The 24,064-nt window shown below is 43.0% G+C and carries 19 protein-coding genes; 7 read left to right on the top strand and 12 right to left on the bottom strand.

Going from position 1 to position 24,064, the window contains the following annotated elements; translation table 11 throughout:
- Positions 1-4: 4 nt before the first annotated feature.
- The 9 genes from purH to rsmD all read right to left on the bottom strand — a co-directional run bounded on the left by purH (position 5) and on the right by rsmD (position 9,746).
- Complete coding sequence (gene purH / locus AOG27_RS00400; RefSeq protein WP_054551039.1) at positions 5-1,591, bottom strand: bifunctional phosphoribosylaminoimidazolecarboxamide formyltransferase/IMP cyclohydrolase; 1,587 nt, start codon at positions 1,589-1,591, stop codon at positions 5-7.
- Positions 1,592-1,928: 337 nt separating this feature from the next.
- A complete protein-coding gene (gene fis, locus AOG27_RS00405; protein ID WP_002957804.1) occupies positions 1,929-2,219 on the bottom strand; it encodes a DNA-binding transcriptional regulator Fis in 291 nt (96 codons plus the stop codon).
- A gap of 21 nt (positions 2,220-2,240) precedes the next feature.
- Positions 2,241-3,212, bottom strand: coding sequence for a tRNA dihydrouridine synthase DusB (gene dusB / locus AOG27_RS00410; RefSeq protein ID WP_054551040.1), 972 nt, complete (start codon positions 3,210-3,212; stop codon positions 2,241-2,243).
- A 270-nt stretch (positions 3,213-3,482) separates the two neighbouring features.
- Complete coding sequence (prmA, locus tag AOG27_RS00415; protein WP_054551041.1) at positions 3,483-4,364, bottom strand: 50S ribosomal protein L11 methyltransferase; 882 nt, start codon at positions 4,362-4,364, stop codon at positions 3,483-3,485.
- Between the two features lie 64 nt (positions 4,365-4,428).
- Positions 4,429-6,288, bottom strand: a complete 1,860-nt coding sequence (rpoD, locus tag AOG27_RS00420; RefSeq protein ID WP_054551042.1) for an RNA polymerase sigma factor RpoD — start codon at positions 6,286-6,288, stop codon at positions 4,429-4,431.
- A gap of 123 nt (positions 6,289-6,411) precedes the next feature.
- Complete coding sequence (gene dnaG / locus AOG27_RS00425; RefSeq protein ID WP_054551043.1) at positions 6,412-8,163, bottom strand: DNA primase; 1,752 nt, start codon at positions 8,161-8,163, stop codon at positions 6,412-6,414.
- 136 nt (positions 8,164-8,299) lie between these two features.
- Positions 8,300-8,746 (bottom strand): GatB/YqeY domain-containing protein, encoded by a 447-nt coding sequence (locus tag AOG27_RS00430; RefSeq protein ID WP_054551044.1) that lies wholly within the window; start codon positions 8,744-8,746, stop codon positions 8,300-8,302.
- Between the two features lie 21 nt (positions 8,747-8,767).
- A complete protein-coding gene (rpsU, locus tag AOG27_RS00435; RefSeq protein WP_002957797.1) occupies positions 8,768-8,983 on the bottom strand; it encodes a 30S ribosomal protein S21 in 216 nt (71 codons plus the stop codon).
- A 145-nt stretch (positions 8,984-9,128) separates the two neighbouring features.
- On the bottom strand, positions 9,129-9,746 hold the full coding sequence (gene rsmD, locus AOG27_RS00440; protein WP_054551045.1) for a 16S rRNA (guanine(966)-N(2))-methyltransferase RsmD: 618 nt from the start codon (positions 9,744-9,746) through the stop codon (positions 9,129-9,131).
- A gap of 209 nt (positions 9,747-9,955) precedes the next feature.
- Between rsmD and ftsY the strand changes: the two genes are divergently transcribed.
- The 5 genes from ftsY (at position 9,956) to glsB (ending at position 15,993) form a co-directional block, all read left to right on the top strand.
- Entirely contained in the window at positions 9,956-12,142 is a 2,187-nt protein-coding gene (gene ftsY, locus AOG27_RS00445; RefSeq protein WP_082389165.1) for a signal recognition particle-docking protein FtsY, read from the top strand.
- A 53-nt stretch (positions 12,143-12,195) separates the two neighbouring features.
- A complete protein-coding gene (ftsE, locus tag AOG27_RS00450) occupies positions 12,196-12,873 on the top strand; it encodes a cell division ATP-binding protein FtsE (protein ID WP_054551046.1) in 678 nt (225 codons plus the stop codon).
- Complete coding sequence (gene ftsX, locus AOG27_RS00455) at positions 12,870-13,856, top strand: permease-like cell division protein FtsX (RefSeq protein WP_054551047.1); 987 nt, start codon at positions 12,870-12,872, stop codon at positions 13,854-13,856. The genes ftsE and ftsX overlap by 4 nt, the downstream gene beginning before the upstream one ends.
- 272 nt (positions 13,857-14,128) lie before the next feature.
- Positions 14,129-14,992: an RNA polymerase sigma factor RpoH gene (gene rpoH, locus AOG27_RS00460; RefSeq protein WP_054551048.1), complete on the top strand. Its 864-nt coding sequence runs from the start codon at positions 14,129-14,131 to the stop codon at positions 14,990-14,992.
- 80 nt (positions 14,993-15,072) lie between these two features.
- Positions 15,073-15,993 carry a glutaminase B gene (gene glsB / locus AOG27_RS00465; protein ID WP_054551049.1) on the top strand — a complete coding sequence of 307 codons (921 nt, stop codon included), beginning with the start codon at positions 15,073-15,075 and terminating at the stop codon, positions 15,991-15,993.
- A gap of 6 nt (positions 15,994-15,999) precedes the next feature.
- Here the strand turns inward: glsB and AOG27_RS00470 are convergent, their stop codons facing one another.
- Complete coding sequence (locus AOG27_RS00470) at positions 16,000-17,304, bottom strand: inosine/guanosine kinase (protein ID WP_054551050.1); 1,305 nt, start codon at positions 17,302-17,304, stop codon at positions 16,000-16,002.
- A 180-nt stretch (positions 17,305-17,484) separates the two neighbouring features.
- On the opposite strand from AOG27_RS00470, the gene tadA reads away from it, so the two are divergent.
- Positions 17,485-17,982, top strand: coding sequence for a tRNA adenosine(34) deaminase TadA (gene tadA / locus AOG27_RS00475; RefSeq protein ID WP_054551051.1), 498 nt, complete (start codon positions 17,485-17,487; stop codon positions 17,980-17,982).
- Here the strand turns inward: tadA and AOG27_RS21555 are convergent, their stop codons facing one another.
- A complete protein-coding gene (locus AOG27_RS21555; protein ID WP_165385080.1) occupies positions 17,983-18,153 on the bottom strand; it encodes a hypothetical protein in 171 nt (56 codons plus the stop codon).
- Between the two features lie 94 nt (positions 18,154-18,247).
- Positions 18,248-19,717, bottom strand: a complete 1,470-nt coding sequence (gene mltF / locus AOG27_RS00480) for a membrane-bound lytic murein transglycosylase MltF (protein ID WP_054551052.1) — start codon at positions 19,715-19,717, stop codon at positions 18,248-18,250.
- A gap of 311 nt (positions 19,718-20,028) precedes the next feature.
- On the opposite strand from mltF, the gene purL reads away from it, so the two are divergent.
- Entirely contained in the window at positions 20,029-23,913 is a 3,885-nt protein-coding gene (gene purL, locus AOG27_RS00485) for a phosphoribosylformylglycinamidine synthase (protein WP_054551053.1), read from the top strand.
- Positions 23,914-24,064: the final 151 nt, after the last annotated feature.

The following is a 24,064-nucleotide window of genomic DNA, read 5'->3' on the forward strand; positions in this document are numbered from 1 at the left end:
GTGATTAGTGGCGGAAATGGCGCATACCTGTAAATACCATTGCCATACCAGCTTCGTCAGCTGCAGCGATAACTTCTTCATCGCGCATTGAGCCACCTGGTTGAATAACTGCGGTAATGCCAGCCTCTGCTGCTGCATCAATACCGTCACGGAATGGGAAGAATGCATCCGATGCCATAACTGAACCTTTAACTTCAAGGTTTTCGTCAGCGGCTTTGATACCCGCAATTTTAGCTGAGTAAACACGGCTCATTTGGCCTGCACCTACACCAATCGTCATACCGTCACGTGCATAAACGATTGCGTTAGACTTAACGAATTTAGCTACTTTCCAGCAGAATAAAAGATCTTTTAATTCTTGCTCAGTTGGTTGGCGCTTAGATACAACTTTAAGGTCGCCTTGTGTAACCATACCTAGGTCGCGGTCTTGAACTAGAATACCGCCATTAACACGCTTGATGTCGTGACCTGTTGCATTACCCGTCCATTCACCACATTCTAATAAACGAACGTTTTGCTTAGCAGATACGATTTGTGCAGCTGCTTCAGATACTTTAGGTGCAATGATAACTTCAACGAATTGACGAGCAACAATTGCTTCAGCTGTGTCTGCATCAAGTTCTTTATTGAATGCGATGATGCCACCAAATGCTGATGTAGGGTCAGTTTTGAATGCACGATCATAAGCTTCAAGAATGTTGTCACCAATTGACACACCACAAGGGTTCGCATGTTTTACGATAACACACGCTGGTACGTCGAATTCTTTTACACACTCTAATGCTGCGTCAGTATCAGCAATGTTGTTGTAAGAAAGTGCTTTACCTTGCAGTTGAACTGCCGTCGCAACAGATGCTTCAGTTAAGTCGTTTTCAACATAAAAAGCAGCGTCTTGGTGTGAGTTCTCACCGTAGCGCATATCTTGCTTCTTAGTGAACTGCATGTTGATAGTGCGTGGGAACTTAGTCTCTTCAGCAGCTTCCTCTGTGTAGTCAGGAACCATTTTTCCGAAGTAGTTTGCAATCATGCCATCGTACTGAGCTGTGTGCTCGTAAGCCGCAATAGCTAGATCAAAACGTGTTTTATACGTTGTTGAACCGTTGTTGCTTTGCATTTCGCTGATCACGCGGTCGTAATCTTTTGCATTTACCACGATAGTTACGTCTTTATGGTTTTTCGCCGCAGCGCGAACCATAGTTGGACCACCGATATCAATGTTTTCAATCGCATCTTCTAGGCTGCAGTCTTCTTTCGCAACAGTGTTTGCGAAGGGGTATAAGTTAACTACAACGATATCGATAGCAGAGATGTTATTCTCGCTCATTACGTCTTCATCTTGACCGCGACGCGCTAAGATGCCGCCGTGAATTTTTGGATGAAGTGTTTTTACGCGACCATCCATGATCTCAGGGTGACCAGTATGGTCAGATACTTCAGTGACTTTGATGCCGTTATCAGCAAGTAATTTGCAAGTACCGCCAGTTGATAAAATATCCACGCCTTGTGCTTCAAGAGCGCGAGCAAATTCAACGATACCGGTTTTATCTGACACACTTAATAGTGCGCGACGAATTGGACGATGTGTATCCATTGTAGTTTTGATTACCTCAATGTTTGAGCTAGCTTAGAAAGGCGGTATTTTAACTGAATCTGCTTTAAAAAACGACGTTTAAAGCGTGAGGATTTTGCATAGTTTTTAACAGCTATAAAAAAAGCACCCTAAGGTGCTTTTTTCAAAACTTTTATATCAGTTCTTTAAAAACTTTTATATCAGTTGTATTGGATTAGTAAGCAATTATAACAACAGAGAAATAAGTCAATAACAAGGCAAAAATTTTGCAGTGTAGTTATTCTACATAAGAAATTTTTAACGCAGTTAGGGACTTATTTAGCTCGTTAGAATGATTACGGTTTCAATACAACTGGTATCAGTTCATGCCGTATTTTTTAAGCTTCTTACGTAAAGTACCACGGTTGATACCTAGTAAGATTGCAGCACGAGTTTGGTTACCACGCGTGTACGTCATTACTTCTTCAAGTAATGGTGCTTCTAGCTCAGAAAGAACAAGGTCGTATACGTCTTGTACGTCTTGACCATTAAGTTGCTTTAAGTAGTGATGAACAGCTTTTTTCACTGCATCACGCAACGGCTGTGGTTTCTCGTGTGACTGTACATGAGGGTTTGTGATAAATGGAGAAGTCACGTTTTGTTCGAACATCGTTATATGTCTCTTTCTTTCTTAGTTAGCTGCTAGTGTTTTAAAGTATTCTTCTAATGCGTCGACTTGTGCCTGTGGGTTATCTAACGCATTAAATACTCGCCTAAACTGACCGTCACTGTCATGGGTTTGCAAATACCAAGATACATGCTTTCGAGCGATACGCGCTCCCATTGGCTCCCCGTAAAACTGATGAAGATTGTCTAAATGCTCCATCAAAATGCTACGCACCTCTGCAATTTCAGGTGCTGGCAAATGTTCTCCAGTTCGCAAATAGTGGTCTATCTCCCTAAAAATCCAAGGGCGACCTTGGGCGGCTCGACCAATCATAATGGCATCTGCACCCGTATAATCCAAAACCTGCTTTGCTTTTTCTGGTGAAGTAATATCACCATTGGCAACGACAGGGATAGACACTGAACGTTTAATATCCCTAATTGTGGCGTACTCTGCTTCACCTTTATACATACATGCGCGCGTTCGCCCATGTACTGCCAGTGAGGCAATGCCATAACGTTCAGCTATTCTCGCAATCTCGACACCATTACGGTTATCCTGATCCCATCCAGTACGGATTTTTAAAGTGACAGGGACATCAACAGCGTTTACAACGGCATCGAGTATCTCTTGTACTAATTCAGGAAACTGTAATAAGGCAGAGCCTGCGAGTTTCTTATTCACTTTTTTAGCTGGGCACCCCATATTGATATCTATGATCTGTGCACCATTGCTGACATTGAATTGTGCTGCCTGTGCCATAAGCTCAGGATCGGCTCCGGCGATTTGCACCGAACGAATTCCCGATTCACCGCTGTGATCCATACGGTTCATCGATTTTTCAGTTTTCCATACTTTCGGGTTTGACGAGAGCATTTCAGAAACAGCAAGGCCCGCACCTAAGCGACGGCAAAGTTGTCTAAATGGTCTGTCTGTAATGCCTGCCATTGGCGCGACAATTACATTGTTCTCAAGTTGGTATGAACCGATACGCACTGTTATTCAATTGGCCTCTTTTCAAGGGGCGCTAAGTTTACGGTTTTTTTGGCAAAAATCAAAGGCTATAAATTGAACAAAAGTGACTTTTTTTTGCCCTTTTCGTATTGACTTTTGATAACAGTTTGACGGGTAGGTTGATTTGTTTGATATTTAAACAGAATTTTTTTTACTCGCAAAAAAGTGCGAAACGATTAACTGTAAAAATAAGGTAAAGCCTGTTAAATATAGGCTTTACCTATTATGTTTGAGTAAATGCTCTAGTGCTGTTTAAGCTTTTTTGACGCCGCTGATACGGGTCCATTCACCTTCAACAGCCACTTCATCAAGTGCTAAAAACGGGGCATAAACATCGGCTACAGACTGAGCTTGTTCTTCTAAAATTCCTGACATAGCAATTTTACCATTCGGTTTTAAAAGACCTAAAATCACTTCATGTAGTTCACGAAGTGGTTGAGCTAAGATGTTTGCAACCACAATATCGGCTGTAAACTCTGGTTGATCTTCAGGTAAATACACTTCAAGTTTATCTGCAACGCCATTACGTTTTGCATTATCGCGGCTTGCTTCAAGGGCTTGAGGATCTATATCGATACCGATCATACGCTCTGCCCCGAGTTTGATCGCCGCAATTCCTAAAATACCTGAGCCACAACCAAAGTCGACCACGGTTTTACCTGTTAAATCTTGGCTTTCTAGCCACTTTAAACAAAGCGCAGTGGTTGCATGGGTACCTGTGCCAAAAGCAAGGCCAGGGTCGAGCAATACATTAACCGCATCAGGGTCGGGAATATCGCGCCAACTTGGACAGATCCATAAGCGATCACCAAATTGAATAGGGTGGAAGTTATCCATCCACTCACGCTCCCAATCTTTATCTTCAAGCTGTTCAATTTTATAAACGAGCTTATCGGCGAGTGTTGCTTCAGCATTTAATGTTGCTACAACGCTGTCCATATCATGGTTTGCGTCATACAGGCCAATCACTGTGGTATCAGCCCATAACTGCACAGTACCAAGCTTTGGCTCATAAATAGGAGTATCTTTGGCATCAACATAAGTGACTGAGGCACTGCCAGTGTCCATGAGTAAGTCGCTGATTAATTCAGCGTTGTCTGCGTTTGCATTGATGCGAATTTGGATCCAAGCCATGAATATCTCTCGAATAGAAAAAAGGCCGCAACAGCGGCCTTTTAGTTAATAACACGATACTAAATTACTTAGCATCTAAGAAGCTTTTCAGTAAGTCAGAGCGAGAAGGGTGACGTAATTTACGTAACGCTTTCGCTTCGATTTGACGAATACGCTCACGTGTTACGTCAAATTGTTTACCTACTTCTTCTAATGTATGGTCAGTGTTCATGTCGATACCGAAACGCATACGTAATACTTTAGCTTCACGTGCTGTTAAGCCCGCTAGTACATCGTTTGTTGCGCCACGTAGTGATTCCATGGTTGCAGAATCAATAGGTGAGTCGATAGTGGTATCTTCAATGAAGTCACCTAAGTGCGAATCTTCATCATCACCGATTGGTGTTTCCATTGAAATTGGCTCTTTAGCGATCTTAAGTACCTTACGGATCTTGTCTTCAGGCATTAACATACGCTCAGCTAATTCTTCTGGGCTCGGCTCACGCCCCATCTCTTGTAGCATTTGACGAGAGATACGGTTTAACTTGTTGATCGTCTCAATCATGTGCACAGGAATACGAATGGTACGTGCTTGGTCAGCAATCGAACGTGTGATTGCTTGACGGATCCACCATGTTGCATAAGTTGAGAACTTATAACCACGGCGGTATTCGAACTTATCAACCGCTTTCATTAGACCAATATTACCTTCTTGGATAAGGTCTAAGAATTGTAAACCACGGTTGGTGTATTTTTTCGCAATTGAAATTACAAGACGTAAGTTCGCTTCAACCATTTCTTTCTTCGCACGGCGGGCTTTCGCTTCACCAATACTCATACGACGGTTGATGTCTTTAATTCGTTCGATGCTAAGACCTGTGCTTTCTTCAATTGCACTTAGTTTGCTGATGCAACGAATGATTTCTGGTTTAACTGATTCAAGTGCTACTGAGTATTTCTCGTTTGCAGCAATCTCAAGGTCGATCCAGCTTGTGTCTGTTTCGTTATTTGCAAAGTGCTTGATAAAATTCTTTTTCGGTAACTTAGCAATTTGTACAGCTTGCTTCATGATGATACGTTCTTGTACACGAACGCGGTCCATCATTTCACGCATGTTGTTAACCATGCGGTCAAACTGTTTTGGAACTAATTTAAATGTTTTAAATAGTTCGCCGATTTCTGCAATAGCTACAAGTGAGTCAGGGTGTGAGCGACCTTTTTCTTCGAACGTTTCGCGTGCTTTATTATAAAGCTCACGTAAGTTTTCGAAGTGAATACGGGCTTCTTCAGGATCTGGACCTGTGTCGCCATCGTTATCATCATCGTTATCATCATCACTATCTTCGTCATCATCGTCTTCGTCGTCTTCTTCGTCGAGTTGCTCTTCGTTTAACTCAGAACCGATGTGTGTTGCAGAAATTTGTGATTCGTCTTCATTATTAGGATCAAAGAAGCCAGAGATAATATCGCTTAAGCGCATTTCTTCAGCTTCGAATTTGTCCCATTGCTCTAGTAGATAAGTAATTGCTTCTGGGTATTCAGCAACTGAAATCTGTACTTGGTTAATACCTTCCTCAATACGCTTAGCGATTACGATTTCGCCTTCACGCGTAAGAAGTTCAACAGTACCCATTTCACGCATATACATACGTACAGGGTCAGTTGTTCGACCGATCTCTTTTTCTACAGTCGCAAGTGCAGCTGCCGCGGCTTCTGCTGCGTCTTCGTCTGTCGTTGTTTCTTGCATCATTAATTCATCGGCATCAGGTGCGTTTTCACTTACCTTGATACCCATATCATTAATCATGCTAATGATATCTTCTACCTGATCTGAGTCGATAATGTCTTGTGGAAGGTGATCATTAACTTCTGCAAAAGTTAAATAACCTTGCTCTTTACCTTTTTGAATCAGAAGCTTTAATTGTGACTGAGGAGTTGGATCCATAGAGATTTATTCTTCCACTCTGAAAGTTGATACAACAGGCGCCAGCTCGCTTACTAATTAAGCGACACGAAAACTAACTAGACGCAGTGAATAGCACAGTATAACAGCATTATTCAATTCTGACTAGCTGTTGCTGCCTTTTAACGCTTGCGTTAGTAAGTGGCATTCCAGCCTTTCTTCGCTGCTTAAGCCTTGGGTCTTGTCTTTTATTAATAGGGTCTCTAGTCGATAATTTAAACACTGGTCTTCAATAAATTTAAAAGTATTTTTAAAAACCGTCTCTAAACGATCGTCATTTATTTGATGCTGCCAAGTGGCTAATTTCACCAGCGCGTCATATTCAGCACCATCCCTAAATGACTCTAAAATTTGTGCGGTGGTGATACCTTCTCGTTCTAGTGCTAAGTGCTGAATGCGTAAAAATAGCTCTATTCCGGCTATTTTCATCTCAGCCAATTCTGGCATATAAGCAATGCTGGTCGCCAAATTGGGGTGTTGCAATAAAATACCAATCGCTTGGCGCATCGGTGTTATTTTAAATTTTCGCTCAATCGCATGCTGTTGTTTTGGTGACTTAACGCGGTTATTTAATTGCTCTCTTGTTCGACCAATTAAGCGGCCAAGATGTTCCAAAATATTTTCTTGATAAAAATCACTAGGGATTTTTTCAATTAGTGGTAGAGCATTACTAAGGAGCTTTGCTTTACCTGCGTCTTGTGTAAGGTCTATCTCTTGGCTGAGTTTATTAAACAGCACCTTAGTAAAATCATCCGCTTCGCTTAACCTAGCTTCAAAAGCGTCTTTACCTTCTTTTTGTACCAGTGAATCAGGGTCTTCACCATCAGGTAAAAACACAAACTTCAACGACTTACCGTCGGCAAGATAAGGCAGTGCATTCTCAAGCGCTCGCCAAGCTGCATCGCGACCTGCACGGTCACCGTCGTAGCAGCAAATCACTTTATCCGTGGTTCTAAATAAAGTGTGCATATGCTCTGCAGTGGTTGCTGTGCCAAGGGCGGCGACGGCATATTCGATGCCTTGCTCAGCTAAAGCAACGACATCCATGTAGCCTTCAACAATTAAAATATGTTCAAGTTTTTTATGCGCTTGCTTGGCTTCGTATAAACCATAAAGCTCAAAGCCTTTATGGAAAATACGGGTTTCTGGTGAGTTAAGGTATTTAGGACCTTGATCCGCTTGCATAACACGGCCACCAAACGCAATCACCCGACCGCGTTTATCGCGAATAGGGAACATAAGTCGGTCACGGAAGAAGTCAAATTGGCGACCAGGCGACTTTTCAGAGGCTAGTTTTAGTTCTACAAGCTGCTCTTTTTGTTCTTTGTTGCGGCCAAGTTGCTGGCATAGCGCTTCCCATTCACTAGGCGCATAACCAATCATGAATTTTTTCGCTGTTTCACCGCTTAAACCACGACCCTTGATATAATCGATAACCGTTTTCGAGTTGGCATGATGCTTTAATTGATGTTGGTAAAAGCGAGCAGCATGTAACATTAAATCGTAATCAGAGCGCTTTTGTTCTGCGGTGCGTTGCGGGCCTGAGCTTGTGCCTTGTTCGCGAGGTACGTCTAAATTGAGCATACTCGCTAATTCTTCAATGGCGTCAACGAACTCTAATTTGTCGTATTCCATGACAAATGAAATTGCATTGCCATTGGCACCACAACCAAAGCAGTGGTAAAACTGTTTATCTTGAGAAACGGTAAAGGAGGGTGACTTTTCGTTGTGAAATGGGCAACAGGCTTGGTAGTCTTTACCTGCTTTTTTTAGGCCAACTCTCGAATCAATTAACTCAACAATATCTGTGCGAGCGAGTAAATCATCAATAAACTGTCGAGGGATCTTTCCGGCCATAGCTGTTGTATTTTCCTGCGCTATCTATGCGTTGTAAAATAAGATTTGAACACAATTACTGTGTTTATGAAAGACTAAAAGCAAGAAACCGAGCACTAGGCTCGGTTTGCTTGAATCATACATCTGTATGTGGGGGTTAGGCAGTTAATCGTTGCTTAATTAAGCCAGAAATCTTACCTAAATCGGCACGACCTTCAGCTTTGCTTTTGATAACTCCCATTACCTTACCCATGTCTTGCATACCCGCTGCGTTTGTATCAGCTATAGCCGAGTCAATAAGAGCAATGATTTCTTCTTCACTCAATTGTTGAGGTAAGAATTCTTCAAGTGCTTTAATCTCACTGGCTTCAATTTCAGCTAAATCTTCACGACCCGCATCAATGTACTGGGTGTAAGAATCGCGACGTTGCTTAACAAGCTTTACTAAAACAGCGGTAATACCGTCGTCGTCAAGCGTAATTTGCTCGTCAATCTCACGTTGCTTGATTGCAGCAAGTACCATGCGGATTGGCTTAAGACGTTCTTTGTCTTTTGCCTTCATTGCATCTTTTTGCGCATCTTTTAGCGTTAATAAAAGGCTCATTTATACAAGACCAAATACTGATTAGTATAATTTAACGCGACGTGCGTTATCGCGAGAAAGCTTCTTCATGTGACGCTTTACTGCAGCAGCTTTTTTACGCTTACGCTCAGCTGTTGGTTTTTCATAGTGCTCGCGACGACGAACTTCTGAAAGGATACCTGCTTTTTCACATGAACGCTTGAAGCGACGAAGTGCTACGTCAAACGGTTCGTTCTCTCTTACTTTAATTACTGGCATTAAAAATTCACCTACCTAAATAATGAGCGTTGCTCAAGTTGATCGAATAACGACCAAGTGGTTCAAAAATGGTGCGGTATTGTAATCCGAAGCAACACCACATGTAAAGAATAATATTAACAGAAACTAGGTTTGCAAAACAGGGTTAATTTGTCTCGCGTTGATATAGTCGACAAATCACTTGTCCGGCAGTTTTTTCTTTTAAAAGCATCCAGTTATCTGGTGTGCTTAGGTCGCTTAGTTCGCTTTCGACCTCAACATATATAAGTGCTTGGGCAGATAACCAGTTATTTTTTTCGAGTAAAAAACAACTTTTTTCAGCCAAGTTTTGTCGAAATGGCGGGTCAACAAAAATTAGATCAAATTGCTCGTTTTGCGTGTTTTGTTCTAATAATGAAAGGCTATTGCCTTGTTTTACGACGGCATTATCCAATTTAAGCGTGCTAATGTTTTCTTTTAGCTGGCTAGCGGCGCCTTTATCTAGTTCGAAAAACACAGCATGATCAGCAAAGCGCGATAAAGCTTCAAACCCTAAGCCGCCAGAACCGGCAAAGCAGTCGAGTACCGCTGCGCCTCGGGTATCTTGCATGAGCCAGTTAAATACTGTTTCTTTTATACGGTCTGTAGTTGGACGCAAGCCTTGCACATCTTTTACTGGGAGTTTTCTACCGCGAAATTGCCCACTAATAATACGAATAAAACCATTTGCTGATTTATTGTTCGCTGCTTTTGCTTGGCGGTTAGCTGTTGATTTTTTTCTCATTTAACTCACTAATCATTGGTAACTGACCCCTAGCTCAGATAATATTGTATGCAATAGCTAGCGTGTCATTTTTCTACTGCGCTAAAAGTGATAGTATTGCGACCTTAGCGATAGATGGTACCTGTTTATGTTTGGCTAAAAAGCTGAACTGTCACCAAACTATTATTCATGTAAGTTTATCAGATTTTTATAAGTGGTTATTAGCAAGTATGGCAAAAAAAAGTAAATTCCTGTCTTGGTTTGGTTTTGGCAAATCAGATAAGCAACAAGCAGAGCAAGCAGCAAAAGAGGCTGATAACCAGAAGCAAATAGAAGAACAACAGCGAATTGAAGCCGAAAAGGCAGAAGCTGAACGTTTAGAGCAAGAACGCATTGCGGCAGAAAAGGCAGAGGCTGAACGTTTAGAGCAAGAACGCATTGCGGCAGAAAAGGCWGAGGCGGAGCGTTTAGAGCAAGAGCGCATTGCGGCAGAAAAAGTAGAAGCTGAACGTTTAGAACAAGAACGTATCGCTGCAGAAAAAGTAGAAGCTGAACGTTTAGAACAAGAACGCATTGCGGCAGAAAAGGCAGAGGCAGAACGTTTAGAACAAGAACGCATTGCGGCAGAAAAAGCAGAAGCTGAGCGTTTAGCTCAAGAGCAGCAAGCGGCAGAGCAGCAACGTCAAGAACAACAAGCTCGACTTGCTGAGCAAGAAGCAGCAATGAAATTAGAGCAAGAACGTGTTGCCGCAGAACAGGCGCAGCGTGAAGCCGAGCAAGTTGCTGCACAGAAGGCCGAGGCAGAACGTCTAGAACAAGAACGCATTGCTGCAGAAAAGGCAGAAGCAGAGCGTTTAGAGCAAGAGCGCATTGCGGCAGAAAAAGCACAAGCTGAACGCTTAGAGCAAGAACGTATTTCGGCAGAAAAGGCGGAAGCGGAGCGTTTAGAGCAAGAACGTATCGCAGCAGAAAAGGCGGAAGCTGAGCGTTTAGAGCAAGAACGCATTGCCGCWGAAAAAGCAGAAGCTGAGCGTTTAGAACAAGAACGCATTGCCGCTGAAAAAGCAGAAGCTGAGCGTTTAGAACAAGAGCGTATCGCGGCAGAAAAGGAAGAAGCGGAGCGCTTAGAGCAAGAACGCATTGCTGCTGAAAAGGCAGAAGCGGAACGTTTAGAGCAGGAGCGCATTGCTGCAGAAAAGGCAGAAGCTGAACGTATAGAACAAGAACGTATCGCTGCAGAAAAGGCGGAAGCGGAACGCTTAGAACAAGAACGTATCGCTGCAGAAAAGGCGGAAGCGGAACGCTTAGAACAAGAACGTATCGCGGCAGAGAAAGCGGAGGCGGAGCGCCTAGAACAAGAACGTATTGCTGCAGAAAAAGCAGAAGCGGATCGTCTAGAGCAAGAACGCATTGCTGCAGAGAAAGCAGAGGCAGAGCGTTTAGAGCAAGAGAAAGCTGCTCAAGCTGCTGCTGAAAAACCTAAGAAAGAAGGTTTCTTCGCACGCCTTAAAAAAGGTTTATTAAAAACTCGCGTTAATATTGGTTCTGGCTTTGCGTCTATTTTTAGTGGTAAGAAAATTGACGATGATTTATTTGAAGAACTAGAAACACAATTACTAACAGCCGATTTAGGTGTTGATACAACAATGAAGTTGATTGATAACCTAACCGATGCCGCTGATCGTAAGCAGTTAAAAGATGGCGATGCTTTATACGAGTTAATGAAGCAAGAAATGGCAAGTATGCTTAAAACCGCTGAGCAGCCGCTGGTTGTAAGTGGTGACAAAAAGCCATTTGTTATCTTAATGGTGGGTGTAAATGGGGTAGGTAAAACTACCACGATTGGTAAATTAGCGAAGCAGTTTCAAAACGAAGGTAAGTCAGTGATGCTTGCTGCCGGTGATACGTTCCGCGCTGCGGCGGTTGAGCAGCTGCAAGTATGGGGTGAGCGTAATAGCATTCCAGTGATTGCCCAGCATACAGGTGCAGACAGTGCGTCAGTGGTTTTTGATGCATTTCAGGCGGCAAAAGCCCGTAATGTTGATGTGTTAATCGCTGATACAGCAGGTCGCTTGCAAAATAAAGATAACCTAATGCAAGAGCTTGAAAAAATTGCCCGTGTAATGAAGAAAATTGACCCAGATGCGCCGCATGAAGTTATGCTAACTATAGATGCAGGTACAGGTCAAAACGCAATTAGCCAAGTTAAATTATTTAATGAATGTGTTGGTTTAACGGGCATTACTTTATCTAAACTAGATGGTACCGCTAAAGGTGGTGTGATTTTCGCCGTTGCAGATAAATTTAATATCCCAATTCGTTACATTGGTGTTGGTGAAGGTATTGATGATTTACGTACCTTTAATAGTAGTGACTTTATTGATGCACTATTTAGCCAAGACGAGGATGACGCATAATTAACTAAAGGGAGCTTGCTCCCTTTTTCGCTGCAAGATGATTGATAACTAAAATGATAAATTTTCAGCAAGTCAGTAAAACATATCCAGGTGGCCATCGTGCCCTTGAAAAAGTCAGCTTTCATATTAAGCCTGGCGAACTGGCCTTTTTAACCGGGCACAGTGGCGCAGGTAAAAGTACCCTATTGAAGCTTATTAGTTTAATGGAGCGTCCATCGGCTGGGCAGGTGCTTATTAATGGTGTTGATTTAAATGCTGTTAAATCACGCCAGATCCCTTATGTGCGCCGCGATATTGGTATCATCTTTCAGAATCACCGCTTACTAGAACGTTACTCAGTGTTTGATAATGTTGCCTTACCTTTAATTATTGAAGGTACGCACCACAAGCAAATAGCTAAGCGTGTTCATGGTGCGCTTGATAAAGTCGGGTTACTTGATAAAGCGAAGTGTAATCCAGCAACCTTATCAGGTGGTGAGCAGCAGCGTGTGGGTATTGCTCGCGCTATCGTTAATTCACCGCCAATTCTATTAGCTGATGAACCAACCGGTAACTTAGATCCTGAACTTTCGATGGACATTTTACGTTTATTCGAAGACTTTAATAATCATGGTACAACCGTGCTGATTGCAACCCATGATATTGGCTTAATTGCGCGTATGCGTTATCGCAGTCTAACACTGAAAGATGGCCGTATGATTGAGGATCCGTTAGCTGAGGGGGCACTATGAGTTTATTGTTTAAAAGCCGCAACAGCCAAAACGAACGTCAGAAAAAGTCATTTTTAGCAGCGCCTTATTTCTTCTTTATTAATCTTATTCGCCAAGGTGTGCACAGCCTCGGTGAAATGTGGCGAACGCCTTTAGCTTCATTGATGACCATTGCTGTATTAGGATTAAGCTTAACACTGCCAGCGACGCTTTATTTAGTGGTTAAAAATGTCTCGCAAGTGAGCAGTGGCTTTGAAGATGCTGCAGAGATTTCGTTGTTCGTAAAAGAAACTATGAGCGAACAGCAAACGCAAACCTTGGTTAAGCGTTTAGCACTCTACCCTGAAGTAGATAAAGTAGAGTTTATATCAAAGGGCGATGCTCTCACTGAATTTAAACAAGTATCAGGATTTGGCCAAGCACTTGAATATTTAGATGCGAACCCGTTACCTGATGTTGTTATCGTCACGCCGACAGCACGATACCGTCAGCCAAATACAGCAAAACAATTACTGCAAAAGCTTGAAGGCGAAAGAGAAGTGGATTTTGGTAAACTCGATATTGCTTGGCTTGAGCGATTAAATGCACTTTTAAGTTTATTAAAAGAAAGCGTGATCACCATTGCTCTACTATTATTAACCTCCGTCACCCTGATCATTGGTAATACTATCCGCTTATCAATCATGGATAAGAAAGATGAAATTCAGGTGATGAAGTTAGTTGGGGCGACAAACACCTTTATTCATGCGCCATTTTTATGGACAGGGATTTGGTACGGTATTATTGGCGGTTTGTTCTCTTTTATTTGTGTTGCATTAATGATGTGGTGGCTTGGTGCTGCTGTAAGTGATGTTGCGGGTGTTTATGAAACCAGCTTTGACTTAATTGGTTTAACACTCACAGAGTTTGGCATTTTAGTCGCTCTTGCAACAGGGTTAGGATTTGTTGGTTCTTACCTATCAGTTAACCGCTATATAAAAGAAATTGAACCCGATAAAGTGTAGCTATCAGCGCTATTATTTTAGCGCTTTTGCTTGTCGTTAATTTGTCATATTAAGCCTTTATGCTGTTTGTTTAGATTTTGAATGGTGGGCTATATATCTTTCAAAATACCTTTAAAAGCTAGAATTCATCGCTTATTCAGCGCCTTAAAGTAAAATAAAATTATCTTAAAAAAACCACTTGATTTGAACTTTAAAAAAGTTTTTAATTGAAGTTAGCACTCTCGCTTAAAGAGTGCTAAGATGGTTTCAAATGTTTATCACTGAGGTGAAAAATGAGTAAAGATTTATACGCAATGGCACTTACTGCAGGTCAACAGAGCGCAAGTATGGACGGCTACCTTCAAGCGGTTAGCACTATTCCTATGCTTGATGCAGAGAAAGAAAAGCAGTTGGCGACACGTCTTCAGGAAGAAGGTGATCTTGAAGCTGCGAAGCAACTCATTATGTCGCATCTACGCTTTGTTGCTCATATTGCGAAAAGCTATTCAGGTTATGGCTTACCGCAAGCTGATTTAATTCAGGAAGGTAACATCGGTCTGATGAAGGCGGTAAAACGTTTCGACCCAAGTGTAGGTGTTCGCTTAGTTTCATTCGCAGTACACTGGATCAAAGCCGAAATTCATGAATACGTACTGAAAAACTGGCGTATCGTGAAAGTTGCAACAACTAAAGCGCAACGTAAATTATTCTTCAACCTACGCAAAAACAAAAAGCGTTTAGGTTGGTTTAACCAAGCTGAGGTTAGCACAGTTGCTAATGAGCTAGGTGTAAGTGAAAAAGAAGTACGTGAGATGGAATCACGTATGAGTGGCCAAGATATGGGCTTTGACTTAACGGGCGACGACAATGACGACGCACCAACAAGCACATACTCGCCAGTACAGTATTTAACAGATGGCAGTGCTGACCTTGCTGATGATATCGAAGAGCAGCAATGGCAAGAACAGTCTCATGCACGTTTATTCAGCGCGTTAAAAACCCTTGATGAACGTTCTCAAGACATCGTAAGTGCACGTTGGTTAGCTGACGATAAAGCAACATTACAAGAGCTTGCTGAGAAATATAACGTTTCAGCAGAACGTGTTCGCCAGCTAGAAAAAACAGCGATGAAAAAACTGCAATCAGCTATGAGCTAATAGCAATCGCTATAGCAAACCATCTTTAGTAGACTACAAAGCCTCGCAAATGCGGGGCTTTTTGTTTTAAAGGACGCGGTATGTCACAGATTGATTATCAACATGTATTAGATGAAATCACAAAAGAAGTTCAACCATTACTGAGCCAAGGTAAGGTTGCTGATTATATTCCTGCGCTTGCAGAGGTTGAGCCAAACCAGTTTGCCATTGCTATTCATACAGTGGATGGGCAAACCTATTGCGCGGGTGATTGTAGTGCGCGTTTTACAATTCAATCTGTTTCGAAAGTAATGACCTTAACTTTAGCACTTCAGCGTTATGGTGATGAGCTGTGGCAACGAGTCGGTAAAGAGCCTTCAGGCACCGCTTTTAACTCACTTACACAGCTTGAGTTTGAACAGGGCATACCACGCAACCCATTTATTAATGCCGGCGCGATTGTCACCTGTGACGCGTTATATAGCCGTTTATCTGCGCCGATGCACTCTATGCTTGAGTCATTTCGTCAGTTATCAGGAAATGCTCAGGTTGTTATTGATAAGAAAGTGGCAAATTCTGAATATGAGTTTCGTCATCGCAACGCCGCGATGGGGCATCTAATGAAATCATTCGGCAACTTTAATAATGAAGTTGATGATGTGTTATGGGCTTACTTTAACTTCTGTGCCATAGAGCTAAACTGCGTAGAATTAGCAAAAGCTTACAATTACTTAGCAAACCAAGGTAAAGATGCCAATGGCCATGAAGTACTTAGTGCAAGGCAAAATAAGCAGTTAAACTCGTTACTGTTTACCAGTGGTTTATACGATGCAGCTGGGGATTTTGGCTACCGTGTTGGTATGCCGGGTAAGTCAGGGGTATCGGGGACTATTTTAGCTGTGTTACCAAATCAATTTACTGTGGCTGTGTGGGCGCCAAGACTTAACTCGTATGGTAACTCAGTGGCTGGGATAGCGGCTCTTGAGCGTTTATCCCAGAAACTGGATATTTCGATTTTTTAGTGGAGATTACTGATCCCAGTAAACTTGCTCTAAACAATCTTCACGTTCAGGTAAACCACGCGATAAACGTGGCGAGTGCTGAACAAGTACTTCATAACTTGCACGGTTAGCGTATTTACTAATTTGTGCAAGCGATGAGTAGGTCATAGCAGGTTGCTGATGCTTCGCTGAGTTTGCCACATTAAGTTTGTGGTAAACGTTTGCTGATAGGTCATGCAGTACCGCAGCCAGAGCGCAATCGCCTGCGCCATTGGTATTTTTAATGCTGTCAGGGCCGCCCATAAATGGTGCTGTGTGGCTGTACGCACGAATAGGGTTTTGGCAGTCGTCTTTACGCATTGCGCGAGAAAATTCATAACGGTTAAAGTCAGCAATTGCACCTGGTAATAACGGGTATTCTGTTTCACGCTTGAATGAGTCGTCGACGTAACCGGCCATAAACAAGCCTTTTTCACCAGCCGTGCAAATAACTAAATCAGTCCAATCTAGCGCTTTGTCGGCTGCCAGAAGCGGATCTTCAAAGCCGGTAATCGCAAGGCCTTCCTCTTCGTTCATAGCAAGAATATCAACATGCTCTTTTACAAAGTCAGCCCACCAAGTAGGGTCTTGTTCAATCAAGAACTTAGTACCAAGGGTTAAAACCACAGGGACACCCGCATCATTGGCATATTTCACTGCCTGCATGGTCGCTTCTGTCATGGTTTCATCACCTTGAGTTCGCATTAGGTATGCGCTGATCACTAATGCTGATGAATTCTCAATAAGTGCCTGATCGATTGATTCAGGGCGAAGATGGTTCATAAGCCCCGCGCTGATTGCGAAGGTACGTTCACCGGTCTCGTCAATTAAAGTAAAACAACGACCAATAGGGCCATCTACAGGCTGAAGGTAGTCAAGGTCAACGCGGCTAGAAGTGTTACATAAAAAACGGTATGCATAGCTGCCGATTTTGATATTTTCACTCATTACCCCTAAAAGTACTGATCGGTCATCAGCTAGGGTAGAGTAATTGTGCATGGTGTTACCTACCGTACCACCGGCAAACTCATAATCGATCATATTGTCGAGTTTTAGTCTGTCGTATAGTGCGTTGGTAATATCGTTATCGATCACTTGCGACATGCCACGGCGCAATTGAAATTCATCTAGGAAAGCTTGATCAACTTTCGCTTCAATATCTACCACAATTTGGTCGATACCCGTAATATAACTACGTTGTAGTCGGTCGGTTGAGTTAAGTTGATTCGTCAGTGGATCTTTGGCTTCCACCGGAAAATAATGTTTATGCCTGCGGCGTCCAGGAAATTTCATTTGCTACCCGTGTTGTAAGCTAAATAAAAAAAGCGCGAGATTATAGCGCAATATGGGTCCATTGAGCCATGAAAAAGCCACTAAATTTTGCGTTAATTTTTAAGTGTAGCAGTATTTATTGCCGACATTTTTCACTAACTAGGTATAATTACTCACAGTTTTACAAGATTTGTGTGATATATGAGCGAACAATTTAGCGACCAATATTGGATGGAAAAAGCATTAAACTACGCCAATGAAGCGGCTGCGATTAATGAAATTCCGGTTGGTGCTGTGCTGGTAAAAGACAATCAACTGATTTCTTATGGTTATAACCGCTCAATTATCGATAACGACCCATCCGCTCATGCTGAAATGATGGCAATCCGCGAAGCGGGTAAAGCTCTTAATAACTACCGATTAATCGATTGCACCTTGTATGTAACGTTAGAACCTTGTTCTATGTGCGCAGGTCTGTTGGTGCATAGCCGTATTAAGCGATTGGTATTTGGTGCTAAAGATGCCAAAACGGGATCGGCAGGATCAATTATGAATCTGCTGCAAGAACCTAGGCTTAATCATCAAGTTGAAGTAACCGGCGATGTTATGAGTGAGCAGTGTGGGGCGGTAATTTCAGCGTTTTTTAAGCGTCGTAGAGAAGAGAAAAAGGCGGCAAAGCTGGCTGCTCGCAACGCCTAGTTATACAACCGGCGTTGCAGGAACTTGTGCTTCCATTAACTGCATCGCAAATAAGCGGCGACGCCAAATAACTTTTTTGTGTGTATTACGTAGCATGATACGACGGCGGGTCGCCGTTGAGTAAATAACATTACGCTTAAACTTATGTGTCGTGCGTCTTCTTTTTAACATGAGTGCTCCTTAAGTGAGAGTAAAGCATTATATTGATCTCTACAGGAAGATAATGATCATTTGATGACAAGTAAACAGATTTCGGTGCTTGAAGTTAGTTGTTTTCTAATTCTTGCTGCTCTGAGTTGGTTTGTTGCGTGTTGTCATTTGGCTTTGGTTCGCTTACTTGCGCTTCAGGTTTAGCTTCTTCAGTGCTTTGTTCTTCTTCGCTTGGGTTAGCAATCGCATCATTTTCATCAAGCCAAACCAGTGCGTCGTAATAGCGACGAATATTATCAACGTATTTTACTGCAACATCGCCACGGGCATAACCATATTTGGTTTTTCGATAGTAACGCTTTTTAATTAAAAGCGGTAAGCGCTTTTTAACATCAGCCCATTTATCGGGGCTTGCACCTTCTTGCTCGGTAATAATGCGTGCGTCGTTGACGTGTCCCCAGCCAACATTGTAAGAGGCTAAGGCAAACCAGGTTCTGTCGGGCTGCGGAATGCGTTCAGGGATCCAAGAAATTACTTTGGCAAGATACTGCGCACCGCCTTTAATATTTTGCTCAGGCTCTAGGCGATTTGTTACGCCGACCTGTTTTGCTGTTGCTTGGGTTAGCATCATAATACCGCGAACACCAGTTGGTGACTTAGCCCTTGGGTTCCACATTGATTCTTGATAACTCAAAGCTGCCAGTAATCGCCAGTCTATGTTACCTGCGTATTGCTCAAACCAAGGTTGATATTTGGGTAAAGTGTCTTTTATTGCTTCGATATAAGCAAGTGTGTTCACATAATTAAACTGGCGAACATGGCCGAAGTATTTTTCTTCTAACACATAAAGCTGGTTGCTTTGTTTTACGTCGCCAAAAAATGGCACCATGAGGGCATATAAAGAGTCATCACCATCTTTTCTTAGTAACCAAGCGATAGGATCATTACGGGTAACCGAAAAGCCGATACTCAAGTTTGGGTGGTAGCGGCGAAACAGCGATAAGGTGTGCGAGTCTGCTAGGGTGTAATCAATTTCACCGTCGATAACAGCTTGCAGAAGCTCTTCTTCATCCATATCTTCTGTTTCGTTCCAGCTAAGTTCTGGATTAAGTTGTTTTAATTGTTGTAGTGCCAACGAGTGACTGCTTTTGGCGAGAACAGTCAGATTGCCGGTTAAATCCGCAAATTCACGGGGTCTATTACGGCCTTGTTTATAAACTAATTTTTGGCTTATTGTGCGATAGGTTGGGCCGAAGCGGTAATGCTCAGCCCGAATCGTATTATAGGTAAGACCTGACGCTATAATATCTAAATCGCCACTTTCTAAGCGTGCGAACATATCGGATAGATTAAAAAAAGGCACCATTTCAAGCTCAACACCAACATAGTCAGCAAATTCTTGGGCTAACTCATATTCAAAGCCTTGCACACCTTGTGGAGCCTGATAGTAATTACTCGCGCCAGCTAATGTGCCGACTCTAATTTTGTTCTGCGCCTTGATATGAGCAAGTTGCGACGGTTGCTGTTGCATATCGCACGCACATAACATGAGCACTAAACTAAAAATAGCGAGTAACTTTTGCATAAATTATAAATGCCCCTTAAACCATTACCTTAGTGTTATAACAAAACTTCTAAGCCACGTCACTTGGCGAATAGTGTTATAGATCTATTTAAAAATTAATAACTATAACAAGGCAGATGGTAGATAAGTCATACAGAACAAGAACCTGCAGAGAAATAAAGACGACTAAGCTAGTTAATTGTTGCAACCTTAAAAGCGGTTATGAAGATTATTTAAATAAAAGCGTAATTTTGAGTTAAATCTAGACGTTATTTGCACTATAATATGCGCCTAAAATATCGTTCAATCCCTAACCCCGGATGAAAATACCTATGTTGATCCTTCGTGGTGCACCAGCACTTTCCGATTTTAGAGTTCAGAAAATTTTAGCGCGTTGCCAACAGGCACAACTTCCAGTCACTGACGTTTATGCTGAGTTCATGCATTTTGCTGATCTTACAGCCGAGCTTTCAGCTGATGAGCAAACCAAGCTGGAAAAACTGCTTACTTATGGTCCAACAATTGCCGAGCATACCCCTGCTGGCACGTTAATTCTTGTAACGCCGCGTCCAGGTACTATCTCGCCTTGGGCATCAAAAGCAACTGATATCGCACATAACTGTGGCTTAAGCCAAGTTCACCGTGTTGAGCGTGGTATTGCATACTACGTAGAAGGTAACTTATCAGCTGAGCAAACAGCTGAAGTTGCAGCGTTATTACATGACCGTATGACAGAAGCAACGCACGCGGATATGGCTGATGCAGCTAAATTATTCCGTCACGATGAGCCGCGTCCAATGTCATCAGTTGACATTTTAGGTGGTGGCCGTGAAGCGCTTGCTAAAGCAAACGTTGAGCAAGGTTTTGCGCTTGCAGATGACGAAATTGATTACTTGGTAGAAAACTTCCAAAAGTTAGGGCGTAACCCGAACGACATCGAATTATTCATGTTTGCACAAGCAAACTCTGAGCATTGTCGTCACAAAATCTTTAACGCTGATTGGACAATTGATGGCATCGAACAGCCAAAATCATTGTTCAAAATGATCAAAAACACTTACGAGCAAAACCCTGAAAACGTACTATCTGCATATAAAGATAACGCAGCAGTAATGAAGGGGTCGTTAGCAGGTCGTTTCTTCCCGAATAACGAAGGCGAGTATGCATATCATCAAGAAAACATCGAAATCTTGATGAAAGTTGAAACGCACAACCACCCAACAGCGATTGCGCCATTCTCTGGTGCATCAACAGGTTCTGGTGGTGAGATTCGTGATGAAGGTGCTACAGGCCGTGGTTCTAAGCCTAAAGCTGGTTTAGTTGGTTTCACTGTATCTAACCTACGAATCCCTGGTTACGAGCAACCATGGGAAACAGACTTCGGTAAGCCTGGTCGTATCGTAAATGCACTTGATATTATGACTGAAGGCCCATTAGGTGGTGCGGCATTCAATAACGAATTTGGTCGTCCTAACTTACTTGGTTACTTCCGTACATACGAAGAGAAAGTATCAAGCCATAATGGTATCGAGGTACGTGGTTACCACAAGCCAATCATGCTTGCAGGTGGTTTAGGTAACATTCGTTCTGAGCATGTTCAAAAAGGCGAAATCCCTGTAGGTGCTAAGCTAATTGCACTAGGTGGTCCGGCAATGAACATCGGCCTAGGTGGTGGTGCTGCGTCTAGTATGACATCAGGCCAATCAAACGAAGACTTAGACTTTGCATCGGTACAACGTGAAAACCCAGAAATGGAACGTCGTTGTCAGGAAGTTATCGATAAATGTTGGCAGCTAGGTGATGCAAACCCAATCGCTTTCATCCACGATGTGGGTGCAGGTGGTCTTTCTAACGCATTCCCTGAGCTTGTAGACGACGGTGGTCGTGGTGGTAAATTCCAACTTCGTGACATTCCTAACGATGAGCCGGGTATGGCACCACACGAAATTTGGTGTAACGAATCTCAAGAGCGTTACGTATTAGCAGTTGCAGCAGAAGACTTCGCGCGCTTTGAAGCAATCTGTAAACGTGAACGTGCAGAATACGCTGTTATTGGTGAAGCAACAGAAGAGCGTCACTTAACGGTTGAAGATAGCCACTTTGGTAACAACCCAGTTGATCTTCCGCTTGATGTTTTACTTGGTAAAGCACCAAAAATGCACCGCGAAGTTGAATCGAAAAAAGCACAATCGCAACCATTAGACGTTGCTAACATTGATGCGGCAGATGCTGCACAGCGTTTATTACGCTTACCAACGATTGCTGAGAAAACATTCTTAATCACCATTGGTGACCGTACGGTAACGGGTTTAGTTGCGCGTGACCAAATGGTAGGTCCTTGGCAGGTGCCAGTAGCAAACTGTGCGGTAACAGCCGCTGCGTTTGATACTTACCACGGTGAAGCAATGTCACTAGGTGAACGTACACCAGCTGCACTTTTAAACTACGGTGCTTCTGCTCGTTTAGCTGTGGCTGAGTCACTAACGAACATTGCGTGTGCTAACATCGGTGGCCTTGAAAATATCAAGCTATCTGCAAACTGGATGGCCGCAGCAGGTCACCCAGGCGAAGATGCGGGCCTTTACGAAGCTGTAAAAGCGGTAGGTGAAGAGCTTTGTCCGGCGCTTGGTTTAACTATTCCTGTGGGTAAAGACTCAATGTCGATGAAAACTCAATGGGATGAAAACGGTGAGCAAAAATCGGTTACTGCACCATTATCACTGATCATTACTGCCTTTGGTCGTGTTGAAGATGTGCGTAAAACAGTAACACCACAGCTACGCACTGATAAAGGTGAGTCATCACTATTATTAGTTGATTTAGGTGCGGGTCAAAACCGCATGGGCGCATCAAGCCTTGCACAGGTTTATAAGCAACTAGGTGATGTAACGCCTGATGTTGATAACCCAGCACTATTAAAAGGCTTCTACGAAGCAATGCAAGCGCTTGTTGCTGATAACAAGTTACTTGCTTACCATGACCGTTCTGATGGTGGTTTATTCACAACTATCGCTGAAATGGCATTTGCTGGCCACACGGGTGTTACTGTTGACCTTGCAGGCTTAACAGGTTCAGACATCGAAGCGCTTTACAATGAAGAGCTAGGTGCGGTTATCCAAGTGGCAAACGCTGACTTAGACGCAGTTAAAGCCGTTCTTGCAGACCACGGTCTAGCAGCTATCAGCCATGAAATTGGTGCACTAAACGCTGATGACCGCGTGGTATTCACTCGTGGTGATGATGTGGTTCTTAACCACACGCGCACTGAGCTTCGTACTATTTGGGCAGAAACAACTTACCAAATGCAAGCGCGTCGTGATAACCCAGAGTGTGCTAAGCAAGAGTTTGACGCTAAGTTTGACGCAAAAGACCCTGGTCTTAACGTAAAACTAAACTTTGACTTAAACGAAGATGTTGCAGCGCCTTACATTGCAACGGGCGCGAAGCCGAAAATGGCTATTTTACGTGAGCAAGGTGTTAACTCTCACTTAGAAATGGCGGCGGCATTTAACCGTGCAGGCTTTGCTGCGGTTGACGTGCACATGAGCGACATACTTGAAGGTCGTTTAACACTTGAGCAATTTAAAGGCTTAGTAGCATGTGGTGGTTTCTCTTACGGTGACGTATTAGGTGCAGGTGAAGGCTGGGCTAAGTCAATCTTATTTAATGAGATGGCGCGTGAGCAGTTCCAAAGCTTCTTCCACCGCGAAGATACATTCAGCTTAGGTGTGTGTAATGGCTGTCAAATGCTTTCAACATTGAAAGAATTGATCCCGGGCACTGAGCACTGGCCACGTTTCGTAACGAATAAGTCAGAGCGTTTTGAAGCTCGCTTTAGCCTTGTAGAAGTACAAGAAAACCCATCGGTATTCTTTAACGGTATGGCAGGTTCACGTATGCCGATCGCTGTTTCTCATGGTGAAGGTCATGCTGAGTTCGCAAACACTGATGCAGTTAAAGCAGCGCTTGAGTCAGGTACTGTGGCAGTGAAGTTTGTTGATAACTACGGTAACCCAACAACGCAATACCCAGCTAACCCGAATGGCTCGCCAGAAGGTATCACAGGTATTACTTCTACTGACGGTCGTGCAACGGTTATGATGCCGCACCCAGAGCGTGTATTCCGTACTGTTGCTAACTCATGGCACCCAGATGAGTGGACTGAGGATAGCCCATGGATGCGTATGTTCCGCAACGCTCGTAAAAACGTTGGCTAGAACTTAATTGTGTGCCTAGCTATACAAGCTAGGTTCATACAAACCGTTTAAACTAAAAAGGCTGCACTATCATGTGTGGCCTTTTTGTTTATAATGTTCTGAGAAGCGAGAAGCGAGAAGCGAGAAGCGAGAAGCGAGAAGCGAGAAGCGA

It is taken from the genome of Pseudoalteromonas lipolytica, assembly GCF_001306915.1.
GTDB lineage: Bacteria > Pseudomonadota > Gammaproteobacteria > Enterobacterales > Alteromonadaceae > Pseudoalteromonas > Pseudoalteromonas simplex.